14 protein-coding genes and 1 tRNA gene are annotated in these 16,866 nt (G+C 39.1%); 9 read left to right on the forward strand and 6 right to left on the reverse strand.

Features of this window, described 5'->3' with window-relative positions:
* Positions 1 to 131: 131 nt before the first annotated feature.
* On the reverse strand, positions 132 to 623 hold the full coding sequence (locus ABM313_RS02060; protein ID WP_434686045.1) for a TerB family tellurite resistance protein: 492 nt from the start codon (positions 621 to 623) through the stop codon (positions 132 to 134).
* A 292-nt stretch (positions 624 to 915) separates the two neighbouring features.
* Positions 916 to 1,437: a hypothetical protein gene (locus ABM313_RS02065; RefSeq protein ID WP_434686046.1), complete on the reverse strand. Its 522-nt coding sequence runs from the start codon at positions 1,435 to 1,437 to the stop codon at positions 916 to 918.
* Positions 1,438 to 1,515: 78 nt separating this feature from the next.
* On the opposite strand from ABM313_RS02065, the gene tatA reads away from it, so the two are divergent.
* Positions 1,516 to 1,695, forward strand: a complete 180-nt coding sequence (gene tatA / locus ABM313_RS02070; protein ID WP_434686047.1) for a twin-arginine translocase TatA/TatE family subunit — start codon at positions 1,516 to 1,518, stop codon at positions 1,693 to 1,695.
* A 31-nt stretch (positions 1,696 to 1,726) separates the two neighbouring features.
* On the opposite strand, the gene tsaE is transcribed toward tatA, so the two are convergent.
* The gene (gene tsaE, locus ABM313_RS02075) at positions 1,727 to 2,278 is read right to left on the reverse strand and encodes a tRNA (adenosine(37)-N6)-threonylcarbamoyltransferase complex ATPase subunit type 1 TsaE (RefSeq protein ID WP_434686048.1); all 552 of its coding nucleotides are present in this window, start codon (positions 2,276 to 2,278) and stop codon (positions 1,727 to 1,729) included.
* Between the two features lie 236 nt (positions 2,279 to 2,514).
* On the opposite strand from tsaE, the gene moaC reads away from it, so the two are divergent.
* A complete protein-coding gene (gene moaC, locus ABM313_RS02080; protein ID WP_434686049.1) occupies positions 2,515 to 3,027 on the forward strand; it encodes a cyclic pyranopterin monophosphate synthase MoaC in 513 nt (170 codons plus the stop codon).
* A 33-nt stretch (positions 3,028 to 3,060) separates the two neighbouring features.
* On the opposite strand, the gene ABM313_RS02085 is transcribed toward moaC, so the two are convergent.
* The gene (locus ABM313_RS02085; RefSeq protein ID WP_434686050.1) at positions 3,061 to 3,255 is read right to left on the reverse strand and encodes a heavy-metal-associated domain-containing protein; all 195 of its coding nucleotides are present in this window, start codon (positions 3,253 to 3,255) and stop codon (positions 3,061 to 3,063) included.
* 317 nt (positions 3,256 to 3,572) lie between these two features.
* Between ABM313_RS02085 and ABM313_RS02090 the strand changes: the two genes are divergently transcribed.
* The 6 genes from ABM313_RS02090 (at position 3,573) to ABM313_RS02115 (ending at position 11,700) form a co-directional block, all read left to right on the forward strand.
* Positions 3,573 to 6,392, forward strand: coding sequence for a PAS domain S-box protein (locus ABM313_RS02090; protein ID WP_434686051.1), 2,820 nt, complete (start codon positions 3,573 to 3,575; stop codon positions 6,390 to 6,392).
* A gap of 8 nt (positions 6,393 to 6,400) precedes the next feature.
* Positions 6,401 to 8,122, forward strand: coding sequence for an EAL domain-containing response regulator (locus ABM313_RS02095; RefSeq protein ID WP_434686052.1), 1,722 nt, complete (start codon positions 6,401 to 6,403; stop codon positions 8,120 to 8,122).
* A gap of 81 nt (positions 8,123 to 8,203) precedes the next feature.
* On the forward strand, positions 8,204 to 9,274 hold the full coding sequence (gmd, locus tag ABM313_RS02100; RefSeq protein ID WP_434686053.1) for a GDP-mannose 4,6-dehydratase: 1,071 nt from the start codon (positions 8,204 to 8,206) through the stop codon (positions 9,272 to 9,274).
* A 59-nt stretch (positions 9,275 to 9,333) separates the two neighbouring features.
* Complete coding sequence (locus ABM313_RS02105; RefSeq protein WP_434686054.1) at positions 9,334 to 10,290, forward strand: GDP-L-fucose synthase family protein; 957 nt, start codon at positions 9,334 to 9,336, stop codon at positions 10,288 to 10,290.
* Positions 10,291 to 10,468: 178 nt separating this feature from the next.
* Positions 10,469 to 10,555, forward strand: a tRNA-Ser gene (locus ABM313_RS02110).
* 101 nt (positions 10,556 to 10,656) lie between these two features.
* On the forward strand, positions 10,657 to 11,700 hold the full coding sequence (locus tag ABM313_RS02115) for a YheT family hydrolase (protein ID WP_434686055.1): 1,044 nt from the start codon (positions 10,657 to 10,659) through the stop codon (positions 11,698 to 11,700).
* A gap of 9 nt (positions 11,701 to 11,709) precedes the next feature.
* Here the strand turns inward: ABM313_RS02115 and ABM313_RS02120 are convergent, their stop codons facing one another.
* A complete protein-coding gene (locus tag ABM313_RS02120; RefSeq protein ID WP_434686056.1) occupies positions 11,710 to 13,095 on the reverse strand; it encodes a hypothetical protein in 1,386 nt (461 codons plus the stop codon).
* Between the two features lie 1,208 nt (positions 13,096 to 14,303).
* On the opposite strand from ABM313_RS02120, the gene ABM313_RS02125 reads away from it, so the two are divergent.
* Positions 14,304 to 14,933, forward strand: a complete 630-nt coding sequence (locus ABM313_RS02125) for a ribonuclease D (protein WP_434688330.1) — start codon at positions 14,304 to 14,306, stop codon at positions 14,931 to 14,933.
* A gap of 438 nt (positions 14,934 to 15,371) precedes the next feature.
* On the opposite strand, the gene ABM313_RS02130 is transcribed toward ABM313_RS02125, so the two are convergent.
* Entirely contained in the window at positions 15,372 to 16,601 is a 1,230-nt protein-coding gene (locus ABM313_RS02130; protein WP_434686057.1) for an S-layer homology domain-containing protein, read from the reverse strand.
* Between the last annotated feature and the right edge of the window lie 265 nt (positions 16,602 to 16,866).

A 16,866-nucleotide genomic window follows, 5' to 3' on the forward strand; every position in this document is an offset into this window, starting at 1 on the left:
GCGCCGTCAATCAATTCTTGGGTTTTACACTTGGCGACAGCTATATGCTGTTTGCTCAGAGCATTAGTGCAAGAAGTGTAAGGATCTATAAATTAGGACAACAGTATCTATCCAAGTGGGACTTACCTAAATTAATTTGCGTTCCCAAGTAATTTGTGTAGCCTTGAAGCAAGAGATTTAATAATTCCGTTGGGGTGAGTTTCTTCAGTAGGAGCGATCGAGGCTTCAATGTCAGCAACAACTTCTGGTGGGAGGTCTAAGATCCTAACTAATCTTTGATAAGCTGCTGCTTCATCAAGGTTGATCATGGGTTCATCAGGACTGCGCCGACTCGATTGGATCACTTGGTAGCCAAGTCTGAGAGTCATTTTCCGATCTTCGATACTTTTGATGTTTGGGATGACTTCTTCTAGAGGAATATTTTGACCTAAGTAATCTTTAAGACGAGTTTTGAGATTGCTACGGTCTGTTTCAGTTTTGGCAAATAACATTGCAAATTCATCAAGCATCAGCCGAATTTCATCAGGCTCAAGTTTGCCATCAGCCCAAGCCATTGCTGCTACAGCCCGAAGCATATCCATCTGACGAGGACTAATCGGAGGTGGGAGTTCTTGAGGTGTCATAGATTTACCCTTAGCCAAGTTTGTTTGCCAAATATGCACAAATCATAGGCTAGATTTTATAAAAACATGTCTTACTTTATTAATGTTTATAGGGTTGCCATGTGGAAGCATCTAGACAAAGATTTTGAATCTTGATCTACCTTTTAGTAAATTTCATTTACAGCTGTCGCCATTCTTGTTAGCACATAATACCAAAACCCAAACGCAAAGATTGTGAGGCGGCGCGAAGCGCTGCCTCACAATCTTTGCGTTTGGGTTTACAGGTGGCTATAGCTATAGATTCTTAATTATTTCAAGATGAAAGTTTTTGTTTAAGTAAATCGACATTCACGGCGCTTAAAGCAATTTGAATTTCTAAGCGTTGTTTTTCGTCACGAAATAGTAATACTGCGTCACCATTAGGTTGAATGATGCTACCAAACTGTGGATCGGTGACTTGAATTTTTTGATAGACGATTTTAGGTAGGGTGATGCGGAGTTGGTAGCTACGACCTGAAGATGGCAGGATGTCTAGCTGTTGATTAAATAAATCGAGTTGGAGATAGCCGACGGAGATGTTGCGTTCGTCGGGGCTATTGGGCTTATACCAATAGAGAGTGATACCTCGTAAGCTTGGTGTTTGAATTGCAAAGGTTTCGTCGAGAGATTGTTTGTTCCAGTCGATCGCATTGCGATCGCTATTTTCAGTTAAGGGGCGTTGTTGCCAGATAATTTCTTGACCTGCAAGAGATGTCCACCATTGGGCAATGCGGGCAAGATTGGCTTCAGCATCAGGATCAGTGCTGCCAAGTGTCCAAGTAATGGTTGAGTCCATTAGTTTTTAGCTACGTTTATTTGACATTTGCGTGCAGAATAAAAGCATAGCAGATGCATTTGAGGAGATCTAAGAGAAATGTTTGGAATTGGCTGGCCAGAGGTAATTGTGATTTCGCTTGTGGGTGTGGCAATTTTTGGGGCAAAGCGTATCCCTGAAATTGGTCGCAGTGTGGGACAAGCTTTGCGTGGGTTTCAAGATGAAGTGAAGGGTAGTGGTGAAGCTGCTGATAGGTCAGACTCCCCAGATAAAGACTAATAATTACCAGTGCCATAGGCACTGATAATTATTAAAATCGGACTTGGCTCAGCATTTCAACATATGGTGAACCTTGAGCGATCAGTTGAATTAAGCGTTCTTCGGGTAAAGACTCCAGAAATTCTTCGTCTTCGTGTAGAGATGGCTCAAGTTTGGGGGATTGTTTCTCAGGAGATTGCTTTGGTATTGAGAGATTAATCTTAAGATGCTTGGGTGGGATGGTAAGCAGTTTACTAGCCCATTCGATCGCTACTACGCCAAGGGGAAAGTCCTCACCTCGCCAATATTCTTCTAAATGCAGGCTGGGAACTTGAGGAGGCTCTAGTCGATAAAGATCAATGTGATAAAGTGGCAGGCGACCTTCAGTATATTCATCAATTAGAGTAAATGTTGGACTCGTGATTGTAGTGCTAATGCCAAGTGCGCGACCAAAGGCTTGCATAAAAGTGGTTTTGCCACTGCCGAGATTGCCTTCGAGCAGAATAATTGTTCCTGCGGCAACAATTTGCGCTAGTTTAGTGGCGATCACTTGAGTTTCATCAAGATTATTGGCATAAAGCTCAATCTTTACAGTCTCAGTCATAATTCGGGTAAACTTTTGTATTGTAGAGGTTTTCATTTTGCCAACGGCTAAACGAAAACACAAACCCTTACTGTAGTTGTTTTTTGTTTTACGAATAAGTACGCACGCATTCGTAAAACACTCTAGGAATAGGAGAAGAGTCTAGTTACGTCTAAATGGTTAGCAATGACTAGTCATAATTAAACTCTTCGCAGCCTTGTTTTTTATATTATTGAGCTAATTTCGGCAAAGTTTTTATGGATACGGATATTCTTCAGTCACTCGCTCATCTTGATCAAAGTGGTAATGCTCAGATGGTGGATGTGACTCATAAACCGCAAACGGTAAGACGGGCAATCGCTGTTTGCGAAATATCTATGAAAACAACAACATTGGACGCGATCCAAGCAGGGAATGTAAAAAAGGGAGATGTGTTAGGTACAGCAAAACTAGCAGGAATTATGGCTGCGAAACAAACAGCGAGTTTGATCCCCATGTGTCATCCTGTGAATCTAACTAGTGTGGATGTCAAAATCCTACTAGATGAAAATATTCCTGGTTATCAGATTGAGGCTGAGGTCAAAACTAAGGCGGAAACTGGTGTAGAAATGGAAGCGATGACTGCTGCCACGATCGCGGCTCTAACCCTTTACGATATGGCAAAGTCTCTCGAAAAGACAATGATTATCTCAAATACAAGGTTGATACATAAGAGTGGGGGTAAGTCAGGGGATTTTAACGCCCCCAAAGGTGAATATTGCGATCTTTAAAAGTAGAAGCCGTGATTTTCACGGCTTCTACTTTTAAGCTACTTTATGACCTGCGATCACGATTAGTTCTCGGATTTTGACTTCAGTTAATTGACTTTCTACATCTAAAGACTTAGTTGTAGAGTCACCTGTAACTATTGCCGATGCGTCAACAGCTTGGATTGCTTTGGTAATAGTTTCAATACAACTAGCGCAACCGATGGAAGGAACGGAAAGCGTTAAATTCATAAATAATTAATATAAAGGTATAGCGATCGCAATTATAGTTGAGCCATGAAGCCTGAACTATAGTCTCTATGTTTTATACCAATTCATAAAAGTGTAACTACACTTTTATGAATTAAAAATCAGGTTCAGTAAGGGTTTTTAAAACACAGAATAGCTAAGCTACTTTGTGTTTAGGTATTAGGTTAGTAGCTCGCAGTTTTTAACTGTCTTTTGGCGACGTTGCAAGGCTTCGTCGTCCCCCCAAAGAGTTTTTGCAGAAACCTTAACGGTAAGTTAAACGATAAGTTAATAGTTGTGATATTTGGTCAATGGCAACTATGCAAAATATCCTAGATTATGTTCAATGCGGTATTTTTATTTTGACTATTGAGTCAAATGAGTCAAACTTGCAGACTTCAGATGTCAATGATCAAGATCATGCAGCGTTTATATTACGGTTTGCAAGCGCCAATCTTATCTTTGGTCATCTTGTTTTTGGGGAGCGTAGTATCGACCAAACAGTCGATCTAGTTGGCTTGCAGCCAAAAGAATGTTTACCATTAGAATTTGCTCAGTTATTGAATGAGCATGTTAGTCAGTGCTTAGAAACGCAGCAAGTTGTTGTGTTTGAGACAAAACTTGATTTGGTGACCAATCGACTATTATCAATTTCCCTATCCCTCAAGATTGATGGAAATGATCATTCAAAACAGATTGTTGGTACTTGCCAAGATATTACTACCGTAGAATTATCTAAATCACAAGTTAAAGAGTTTAATCAAAAAAAATTCGGTCATTTAGTAAGCGAAGTGTCTGATGCCTTTGTAGTAGTTGATCATGAGGGTATTGTCCGCTACGTCAATCAATCAGCAGAGAACCTATTTGGTTGCAAATCTGATGATATTATCGGCGAGACTTTTGGGCTACCTGTAGTTGCAGGAGAAAGCACAGATATCGATATTCTCAACCGAGGTAGTACTACCTCGGCAGAAATGCGTGTGTCTGAGGCTATGGATGAAGATCGTAGAGTCTATGTGGTTGCCTCATTGCGAGATGTTTCAGAACGGAAGCGGGTAGAAGAATCACTACAATTACGCGAACGGGCGATCGCTGCAAGCTCTAACGGAATCGTAATTACCGATGCGACTCAGCCCAATAATCCGATGATTTATGTGAATCCTAGTTTTGAGAGGATTACAGGTTACAGTGCAGCTGAAGTGCTAGGACGTGACTGTCGCTTTTTGCAAGGAGGCGATCGCAATCAAATCGGACTTTTAGATTTACGCAAAGCAATTCAAGAAAAGCGAGAATGTCATGCCGTCTTACTTAACTACCGTAAAGACGGCACACCATTTTGGAATGATTTGTATATTGCGCCAGTATTTAACGATCATGGCGAACTGACTAACTACATTGGCATTCAAACTGACATTACCGATCAGGTCAAATCAACTCAAAGATTACTCGAAAGCGAAGAGCGGTTGCGGACAGTCCTAACATCGATCAAAGAAGGGATTACCTTTAGTGATGATTCAGGCTACTTCGCAATTTTCAATGCTGGGATGGAAATCCTTACAGGATATACCTTTGCAGAAGCAAATGCCAGCCATGATTTTACAACTTTCCTGTATCCTGATCGTGCTGAACATGACAAAGCTTTGCAACGATTGCAGCACTTACAAGAAACTGGGCAAGCAATGACGGTCGAAACGCGCATTTGTCATCGTGATGGCACATTTAAAGATGTTTTAGTTTCTACAAGATTAATGGCATATAAAGGCAAACGGATGTATTTGAGTAGCTATTACGATATTACTGAGCGTAAAAAAGTTGAGACCCAACTACGCTATCAAGGTGAAAGAGAACGCTTATTAAATGCAATTCTACTTAAAATTCAATGCGAGTTAAATCTCGATCAAATCCTAGCAATTACTGTTAAAGAAGCTCAAGAATTACTACGTATTGATCGAGTGGTTATTTATCAGTTTCAAGAGGATTGGAGTGGTGCATTTGTTGTTGAAGCCATTAATGCGCCAGTATTATCCATTCTTGGAAAAATGATTAATGATTCATGCTTTAATCAAGATTATGTACGGAAATATCAAAATCGATCAATCTCAAGTATAAATGATGTAGATCTTGCTGATTTAAGTCCTTGTCACAAAGATCTGCTGCAATGTTTTCAAGTAAAAGCAAATATTGTAGTTCCTATTTCTTTTGGTGACACATTATGGGGCTTATTAATTGCCCATCAATGCTTTGCGCCGCGCCAATGGGAAGAATTTGAAATTGATTTACTAAGGCAGTTGGCTAACCATGTAGCGATCGCCATTCAACAGGTAAAACTCTTTGATAGAGTCCAAGATCTCAACAAAAATCTAGAACGGCAAGTTGCAGATCGCACTCAGCAACTCGAACAAAGTCTTAGCCAACTGGAAAGAGCTTTGCTTAAGGAGAAAGAGTTAAACGAACTCAAATCCCAATTTATCTCTAGAGCGTCCCATGAATTTCGCACACCACTAGCTACGATCCAGACTGCAAGTGATTTATTGCGAAACTATGGGCATAAAATGTCAGATGAGAAAAAACTAGAGAGAATTGATAAAATTCAACGTGAAGTTAAAGGCATGACTAACCTTTTAGAAGAGGTATTAATCATTGGCAAAACTGAATCAGGAAGATTTGAGTTGCAGTTAGAAGAGATTAATCTTGAAGATTTCTGTCTGGAAATTATTGAGCAAACTAAGTTGCTAGGAAATGGTAAACATCAAGTTATTTTTAAAAATATAAATGTTCCTTCAAAAGTAACAATTGACCCTAAATTCTTTAGGCAAATCATTTCCAATTTATTGTCAAATGCAATTAAGTATTCACCTAATGCCAGTGAAGTCAAGTTTACTATTTCATTAACTAGCGATCACGTACCAAAACTTCTGTTAGAGTTTCAAGATCAAGGAATCGGTATCCCTCTAATTGATCAAGAAAAGATTTTTGAACATTTTTATCGTGCTCATAATGTTGGTATGATCATAGGCACTGGATTGGGGATGGCAATTATCAAAAATTCAGTGGATATTCTTGGGGGAACAATTCAACTTAATAGTGTTGAAAACAAGGGAACAACAGTAAAGGTAAAACTGCCTTACCTAAAGGAATAGATGCAATTATGACCACAATTCTAGTCATCGAAGATGTAGAAGCTTTGCGCGAAGAAATCATGGAGACTCTCTCCTATGAAGGTTTTGATGTACTGGGGGCAGAGAATGGAGTTGTTGGTGTCCAAATCGCCAAAACCTATTTGCCAAATTTGATTATCTGTGACATAGCTATGCCAGAACTAGATGGCTATGGAACCCTGGTTGCACTGCGAAAAGAGCCAAAAACGTCAATGATTCCGTTTATATTTCTGACGGCGATGACCGAAAAAGCGGATATGCGTCAAGCGATGCAACTAGGAGCAGATGACTATCTTACTAAGCCGTTTACCTCTACGGAATTGTTAGGTGCGATCGCCTCACGATTGCAAAAGTACAACTCTGTTAGAGAGCATTACTATGATGAAATCAAAGCCGTGGGAGAAAGATTTGAATATTTATCTCATCACGATGGTTTGACTCAACTACCAAATCGCATTCTTTTTCATGAATCACTGAGCCAAGCTGTATTACACGCCAAGATTAATAACAAATCTCTAGCTTTGTTGTTTCTGGATATGGACAACTTTAATATCATTAACAACACGCTTGGCAATGATATCGGCGATCAATTATTTAAAGCGATCGCCGAACGACTAAAGCGCTATACAGCTCCATGCGATATGGTGGCGAGAATACAGGGAGACGAATTTGCACTGATCATTTCTGATATCAAAGATCCGACTAGTATCAAAATGGAAACCCAAAAAATATTAGATTTATTAAGTCGCCCTTACAATCTATATGGACATGAGGTTTTTATTACTAGTAGTATTGGCATCACTATTTTTCCTGAAGATCATCAAGAGGTAGAAGGATTAATCAAAAATGCTGAATTAGCAATGTATTACGCCAAAAATCATGGCAGGAATAGCTATAAACTCTACAGTTCAGACCTGAATGCACAATCTTCAGAATATATGGCGTTAGCCAATAGCCTGCATCGCGCCATTGATCGCAATGAACTGCGGGTTTTTTATCAGCCTCTAGTGGATCTCCAATCTGGGCAAATTGTCGGTGCAGAAGCCTTAGCCAGATGGCAACATCCAGATTTAGGGATTATTATGCCAAGCAAGTTTATCCCCGTTGCTGAACAAACAGGACTAATTCTCCGTTTGAGTGAGGTAATCCTCTATTCAGTATGTGAACAAATGCGATTATGGCGCAATTCTGGCATAAATTACGGATTTGTGGCAGTTAATCTATCTGGTCAACATTTTCGACCAGACAACAATCTAATTGAACTAATCAGTAAGGTTTTACAAGAAACTGGGACTGAACCAGAGCATTTAGAACTTGAGCTTACTGAAAGTATCATTATGCAAAATGCCGAGTTTACAATTCAGGTGCTCTCTCAATTACAGGCGATTGGCGTAAAAATAGCGATCGATGATTTTGGCACAGGCTATTCTTCTCTAAGCTACCTTAAACACTTTCCCGTCAATACTCTGAAGATTGATCGCTGTTTTATTCAAGACATCACCACAGATCGGCATGATGCGACGATTTCCCTAGCTATCATTGATCTTGCTCATAGTTTGTCATTGCAAGTTATCGCTGAAGGTGTCGAGACTGCCGAGCAGATTCAGTTGTTAAAAGATAATAGTTGCGATCAGGTACAAGGTTATTTCTTTAGTCCACCATTACCTGCACCTGAGTTTGAGAAAATGTTGATTGATGGTAAATGCTTATAGAAGAAAACACTCTACGCCCTCATTTTTTGTTGATTTATTAATGCTATAAACTTTTACTTGAGTCCTTTTAACCCACACGTCATGAGTAAATCTAAACGCGCCTTAATTACAGGTATTACTGGTCAAGATGGATCTTATCTATCAGAACTTCTACTAGCTAAAGGATATGAAGTCCACGGCATCATTCGTCGATCCTCGACGATTAATACTGATCGCCTCGATCATATGTATCAAGACCCACATCTACCAGAAACTAAATTATTCCTGCACTATGGCGATTTGACTGACGGTACAACTTTGGGACGGATTTTAGAAGCAGTTCGACCTCATGAAGTATTTAATCTTGGTGCTCAGTCCCATGTGCGCGTTAGTTTTGACTCACCTGAATATACGGTTGATGCAGTGGGGATGGGAACTTTACGTTTACTAGAAGCATTGCGTGACTATCAACAACGCAACACTCGTGAAATTCGTTTTTATCAAGCAGGCTCATCGGAGATGTATGGCTTGGTGCAAGCAGTACCCCAAAATGAAGATACGCCTTTCTATCCGCGTAGTCCCTATGCCTGTGCCAAGGTCTATGCTCATTGGCAAACGATTAATTACCGCGAATCCTATGGGCTATTTGCTTGTAATGGCATTTTGTTTAATCATGAGTCACCTCGTCGTGGCGAAACCTTTGTGACCAGAAAGATTACAAGGGCGATCGCTCGCATTGTTGCTAATCAGCAAAAAAAACTGTACTTAGGTAATCTGGACTCTAAACGGGATTGGGGCTACGCCAAAGACTATGTAGAGGCGATGTGGTTAATGTTGCAACAGGAAAAGCCTGATGACTATGTGATCTCCACGGGGGAAACACATTCAGTGCGCGAGTTTTTAGAAGAGGCTTTTGCATACGTCAATCTCAAGTGGGAAGACTATGTAGAGATTGATCCACGCTATTTTCGTCCTGCTGAAGTGGATTTGTTATTAGGCGACTCGACTAAGGCAAAACAAAAGCTAGGTTGGGAGCCTAAAGTTACCTTCAAGGCTTTAGTTGAGCTAATGGTAGATGCAGATTTAGAAGCATTGGGTTTGCCTAACCCTAAAGGCACTCAGTCTCAGGATATTGCTACATTGAGAAATATTGGACAAGGATCGACTTGGTAGATTAAAAGCCCTGCAACGCAGGGCTTTTAATCTACTCGTACTTTACTGAAGAAATTTTTATGACAGACAATCAATCAAAACTACAATTCAAAGATCAAAAGATTCTAGTAACTGGTGGTGCTGGCTTTTTAGGAAAGCAGGTGATTGCCCAATTGATCGCTGCAGGTGCGAGCAAAGATTTGATCACTGTACCCAGATCAAAAGATGATGATTTGCGATCGCTTGCTGTCTGTGAAAAAGTTGTTCAAGACCAAGATCTAATTATTCATCTTGCCGCACATGTTGGGGGCATTGGGCTCAATCGTGAAAAACCTGCCGAACTTTTTTATGACAATTTGATGATGGGTGTGCAGTTAATCCATGCTGCTTATCAAGCTAAAGTTCAAAAATTTGTTTGTGTTGGCACAATTTGCGCCTATCCCAACTTTACACCCGTACCATTTAAAGAGGAAGATCTCTGGAATGGCTATCCTGAAGTTACCAATGCGCCCTATGGTGTCGCCAAAAAAGCCTTGCTAGTGCAGCTACAGTCCTATCGTCAACAGTATGGGTTTAATGGTATTTACCTGCTGCCAGTTAATCTCTATGGACCAGAAGATAATTTTGATCCACGTAGCTCCCATGTAATTCCTGCACTAATTCGTAAGGTTTATGAGGCTCAGCAAAAAGGAGATCGCCACATTTCGGTATGGGGTGACGGTACACCAACTAGAGAATTTGTCTATTCTGAAGATGCCGCCAGAGGAATCGTTATGGCATCAGCGACTTATAACGAGTCAGATCCTGTAAATATTGGTACTGGCTCGGAGATTTCCATCAAGGACTTGATCCATTTGATTTGTGAATTAATGGGATACGATGGCGAAATTGTCTGGGAAACTGACAAACCCAATGGACAGCCTCGCCGTTGCCTTGATGTGGAAAGGGCTAAACAAGCTTTTGGGTTTACTGCACAGGTAGGTTTTCGTGAAGGGTTAAATCAAACGATTGATTGGTATCGTCAAAATGCCGTCTAAATAGCTATTCAAAAAGAGCGGTGCTTCGTGCCGCTCTTTTTGAATAGAAACAAAAAAATTTGATTTTTCGTACTTTCAAGTCTTGCATATGTACCAAGCTTTGGTATGATTAAAATCCGCACGACGAAATAAACAACTTCGCAAAAAATTTTGCGATTGCCTTTGTTGAGTTAAGCGAGGAGAGATGGCCGAGTGGTTGAAGGCGCAGCACTGGAAATGCTGTTTAGGGGTAACTTTAACGAGGGTTCGAATCCCTCTCTCTCCGTACACAAAATAGAGATAGCGCTTTGCGCTATCTCTATTTTGTTTTGATGGCGATTGCTATAGTAAAGCGTAAAGCAACACAGCTAAGGACTTGATTTTTATATGCTTTATACACCACCTTGGCATCTCACCAATGGGCTGCTGATGACCCTTTATACTGCTTTGCGGGTAAGTCGAAAATGGGAAGACTTCACAGTTGAACCAGAACCTATTTACCAAGAGCATATTTTTACAGGTGCAAATGGTGTGCCGATCTTTGGTAAATATGCAATTCCACAAAATGCGAAAGGAACAATAGTGGGAACCTATGGCATTACTGGAGATTTGGATAATCAGTGGTTTCTCAAAATTCTAGGGCGTAAGGCGATCGCTAAAGGATATGCCGTTGTTTTGTTTGATTGGCGAGCGCATGGCAAAACAGCAGAGCTTTCCCCAGCATTGACATCTGATGGACTATATGAAGGCGAAGATTTTATTAGGATTGCCAATACCGCTAAACAATTAGGATGTCCTGCTCCCTTTTGGCTAACGGGATATTCCCTTGGTGGTCAGTTAGCTTTATGGGGGATCAAGGCTGGAGAGACGATCGCCAGTTGGGGGAGCGATTTAAAAATTACATCTGCTGATATTGCAGGCGGAGCCGTAATTTGTCCTAGCGTTGACTCCAATCGATCGCTTACTTATTTAGTCAAAGATGAACTGGGTAGATTTCTGGAAAAGGCGATCGCTCGAGAATTAAAGAAACTAGGACGGAGCATAGCAAAAATGCATCCTGAAGCAATCAATCGTGATGCCGTAGAACGTGCTAATAGCATTTGGGGGTTTGACAATGAATTGACGATCGCCAAATTAGGCTTTGACTCTGTAGAGGAATATTACGATGCAAGTTGTCCGTTATATTTCATGCCGCTTTTGCAAAAGCCAACCTTAATTCTTTATGCTGCTGATGATCCAATGTTTGATCCGTCAATCATTCCAGATTTAGAAAAAATTGCCGAAGATAATCCTGCAATTAAACTTATGGTCACACAGTATGGAGGGCATGTTGGTTATGTTAGTAGCAAAAAAAGCCAAAACCAATATGGCGATCGCGATCGTTGGTGGGCATGGAATCGCGTTTTTGAATGGATAGAATCTCAATCATAACAACAAGCCCTAAAAGTTTAGAGTTTTAGTCGTGTCCTCTTGCTCAAGCCGTTCAAAATGCTCAACTGATTTATGCTCTAAATCGACAAACCTCTTTAACTGCGAAAACACCCGATAGTTGTCTAAATTGATATCGGCTAGATCATTCTCAACATTTTTCATTTTAATTAAGCTATAGTCTGTATCCTCATCAAAAATAGCAAGTGTGACATTTAAAACATCAAGAAAATTAATAAAAGAACGACATTCTGTTTCATCATATACGCTATAAAACTTGAGTAATTCAGCAATATAGCTTTCCAAATAAAAGCGAATATGCGGCAAAATTAGAACAATTTTTAGTAATAAAATTATCGGATTCAGAAAGTTGTCATATTCTAGTGATAACTTTAAAAATTCAGAGGGCTTACGGCGTTCATTTAACAGCAGATATTGCAAAACCCGATTACAAGTTGCGTAAAGTAAACTAATAGGCATTATTTCTTCATCGCGATGTTCTTGAAAATGTTTTAATTTCTCAACAACTGTCAAACGTAATACCTCAGAAACCTCTAAATCATTCTGCGATATACCTAGGTAATCAAGTAGTCTGACTTTGAATTCTAAGAAAGTTATATTCTGAATTTGTTCATAAAAGTTTTTGGCAGCTTTGCGATAGTTGTCATTGCCCTGCTTATTCAATACTCTTTTAATTAAAAGTAGTACCCCATCACCCAAATTGGTTGGATTTGGACGTTGAGGATGTGCGCCTAATCTGGAATCAATACGCGCCGTATACATTGCTAAATCAAACTTAAATTGTTTCTTGATCTTTCGAGATAAATTTGCGGCATATTGACGTTGTTCTAAAGGCTTTCTTGGATCAGCATATTCCGAGATGAGTAGATATGAGGAAAAACGCTCACTCCAGTTATGATAGCTCTTGCTTATACCAGCTCTGCCTGAGAGCGATCGCAGCGTATTATATTCTTCAGATTGAACAAACTTTTGGAGCCAATATCTTAACTTCTTGAGCTTATGAATTTTGGTGGGAATGCCAATAGTATCTGATAAGAAAAGATCAACTAACTTTTGGCAAGCACTGATATTTCCATTAATTGCCCAGTTGTTATTGAGAATATAGCAACAGCGTAAAAGAGCATACTTGAACTCACTTTCTTTATTGTGAAAAATAATTTCACCTAGAGCATAATAAGCATTAACATTATCAATCTCTTCATATCTGATGAATAATTTGTCAAACTGATTTAAAATTACTTCAGCATCATAATGTTTGATAATTCCTAAAAAGAAGTTATAAATATGTTGCTGAGCCTTCTCTATGCTACCAGCCGTTATATCGGTTACTGGTTCAGAGAATCGATTAAATTGATTTTGATTATAAAACTGTGTCATATTAATATTTTCTTTAACAACAGCAAAAAATCTTGAATTTTAGACTTGACTATAACAACTCTAAATCGCTTATAACTTGATAAGTTTGCGAGAGAGCATACCCTTCAGGTTAAGTCTTCCACAAATTATTTAGGATTGCTATACATTATACTAATCAACAAAAAAATTCATCTAAACTTATCTCATTCAAATAACTTATTGTTTTGGGATAGAGTTCTAATAATTCGCCGTTAAAGCTATTTATCAGAAAATTTAGGTTTTAGAATGATTTAGATTTGTTTCTTTGGATTAATTCAATATAGTAAAAATGCTGTATAAGTACGTAGTAATTTTTATTGTGAATTCTAAACTTGTAATGACAGAGATATTAATAAGCCTAAAATCACGATTTCTGCGATTTTGCTTATGACAGACTCTGCTCAAAATTGATTCATATCATGAGAATTACTAAGTAGCTAAGCGGAATCAAATATAAAATTCAAAACCTGTGAATTACGCTATACGTGTATCACAGGTTTTGACGCTGATTTTTAATTATGCCTAGATACTTAATAAATAAATTTTACCTAAGGGAAATTTACTCTTACACACATTATATAATTTATGTAAAGTTGAGTCATGCTACTAAACGCTTATTTTTAAGGTATAGACTTTGCCGTAAGATAAGTAGCCGATTTTTGAAGTCATGGAGAATCGTGCCATCAAAAATTGAGTTATTGATTAAATTGCTGAATTCCACGTATTAATTTATTGATAAATATAGATTTTGGGATTTGTAGGAGCAAGCCCTGAAGATTGTCACCCAATCGAATTAAAAACAAGTCCTAGTCAATTATTTAGAGGTCCCAAACAGGGTTGCTATTCTGGTAATGGTTATTTATTGCTATAGCCACCTGTATCAGGACAAATCAAAACCCAAATAATGTGAGGCGGCGCTTTGCGCCGCCTCACATTATTTGGGTTTTACGTCCTAACAAGAATGGCGACAGCTATAGTAGCTATTTTCAGGGTAATGCTGAAATACAAAATGGCTCAGCCATTTTATACTTTTAAAACTCTTACTGGGTTTAGTTTTTAATTCATAACAGTATCGTCACACTTTTGTGAATTGGTATAAAAGTAGTTGTCCAATTTTGCTAAGTTTGACAAATAGGTTGTATAAAACCTTTATAAACCCAAGAGCTACTCGCAAAAATATAACCGACTAAATTAAGATGCCAGCTTTTAAAATTTTTGATAACGATATTGATTTTGAAACTCTTCAAGAATATCTTGGCTGTGAGGTGATCGCCATTGATACTGAAACTATGGGGTTGATTCCCAGACGCGATCGCCTATGTTTAATTCAAATTTGCAATGATGATGAGACTGTAAGTTTGGTAAGAATCGCACAGGGCATTAAAAGTGCGCCCAACCTCAAGTATTTATTTGAAGCCCCTGAAGTTAATAAGGTTTTTCATTTTGCTAGGTTTGATGTAGCAATGTTGGAAGCTCATCTTGGTATTGCCACTCATCCAATTTTCTGCACTAAAATTGCTAGCAAACTGGCGAGGACATATACCGACAAGCATGGTTTAAAGGAATTGGTTCGCGAACTTGAAAAAATTGAACTAGATAAAACTTCGCAATCTTCAGACTGGGGAAATGTCCAAGTTCTATCAGAAGCGCAACTACAGTATGCAGCTAATGACGTTCGATACTTATTATCTGTTTATCGCAAACTGATTGAGATGCTGATTCGAGAAAATCGTTATGATTTAGCGAAAGCCTGTTTTGCTCATATTCCGACACTTGTTTATTTAGATTTACTAGGATATGCAGATGTTTTTGCTCATTAATGAAACACTGTTGACTTATCGCACGTAAGGAAATAGTCAAGGAAGGTATGAGATATGAAATATATAGCTGTCGCCATTCTTGTTAGGACATAAAACCCAAATAATGTGAGGCGGCGCAAAGCGCCGCCTCACATTATTTGGGTTTTGATTTGTCCTGATACAGGTGGCTATAGCTATAGATGCTTTCCAAAATATTAAGACAAAAAAGAGAAGCATTGCACTGTATGGAATGCTTCTCTTAATAAAGAATAAGTGGCGGCGCTTAGCGCCGCCACTTATTCTTTTGTTTTTTAATCCTAAGCAAAACTTCTACTGTTGTGCCAATTCACAAAAGTGTGATCACACTTTTGTGAATTGAAACCCAAAACCAATAATTAGGTAGTGCGAGCGATTCGCCGCACTACCTAATTATTGGAGAGGAAGTATATAAGAGAGGTCTCATAGCAAAAGATCAGAGTTCAAGGTTACAGCTAAGTCAGTATTAGGATTGACAGAAGCAAGAGTTACACTGTCACGCCCTAAAAACAGACCAAGCAATGTACCAATTCCAGCACCTCCGAGAATTTCTTCGGTAGCGATCGCGCGATCGCCTGTTACCGCAGAGATGGCAGCAGCAGCAGCAGCACCGAGTGCAGCATTTTGGAGCAGTCCACCAATACTAACGCCCTTATCAACTCTCTCAGTCTTGGTTACAACTTTAGAAGTAGCATTGATAGCCCTTCTCTGACCATTGGCGAACACAAGTTCACTAGCAAAGAACTGAGCACCACCTGATACAGTTCGCAATTCACCCACAACTTGAGTACCAGCAGGTATCAAAATTGTGCCTTGAGAGTTGGCAATATTTTGCGCCACATTTAATACAAGAGGAACTTTTTCGTCAGGTCCAAGCAAAATCTTATCTTTGGAATACTGAACTGTGATCGTATTTCCTGCGGGAATTCTGACCTGATTTTGAACAGGGGGAGTGGTTGTGGTCTGTCCCACAATATAAGGTGAGGCGATCGCATTTGCCTGACCTGAACGTACTAACGATTGATAGATAAATGCGGCAACCTCGGCTCTAGTTGCAGTTTGATTAGGATTTAAGAACTGAACATTGGGATAATTAACCACCAAGCGGTTCTCAGTTGCTGCTGCTACACTATTTCTTGCATAGTTAGGAATGCCAGAAGCATCAGCATAAGTTTGTAAAATTGTTTCAGGTGCTTGACTCACTGAATAATTTAAACCATTAGCAAGAGCCACTAAAACTTGTACACGAGGAATATTTTGAGCGGGTTCAAAAACGTTGCCTGGATAGCCAGACATAAAACCTGTTGTGTATGCAGTCTGAATTGCTGAAGCTGCCCAATAACTTGAATTAACATCAACAAAGGTAACCCCACCACGGATAGGCGCTTTGTTTACAGCTTTACTAAGCATCGCGGCAAATTGTGCTCTAGTTACTGGATCATTTGGACGAAATCCCCCGTCAGGAAAGCCTTTAATAATGTCCCTTGAAGCTAACTCTTGAATAAAAGTCTGCGCCCAATATCCTGTGGGCACATCATTAAACGTAGTCTGAGCAAAAGCAGAGGTTGCGCTGATCAAAGGAATTGCACAGCTACTAATAAAACTAACAGCAACAAGTAATGCAGTGCTAGAACGTTTAGTTTGATTTGTCATTTTGAGTTTTTCTCCTATACACATTTATGCATATGTGATAGACGACTGTATATCTAAACTAAATGTTCCTAAAAGATTTTTAAATCTAATTCTGAAATGATCACAAGTCCTTGATTATTTCTGTTTTCTAATTCAATAAGTCAACCAACTCAAACATTAAGGCTCGGTAAATATAGGTTTGATTCATCAAGTTAATTAAGCAAATCAACCAAATCAAACATTTTATTAGGCAAACTTTTAAAGCATCAAATAAAAAACTTATAGC

The organism is Pseudanabaena minima str. Chao 2107, from assembly GCF_051131155.1.
Taxonomy (GTDB): Bacteria; Cyanobacteriota; Cyanobacteriia; order Pseudanabaenales; family Pseudanabaenaceae; genus Pseudanabaena; species Pseudanabaena minima.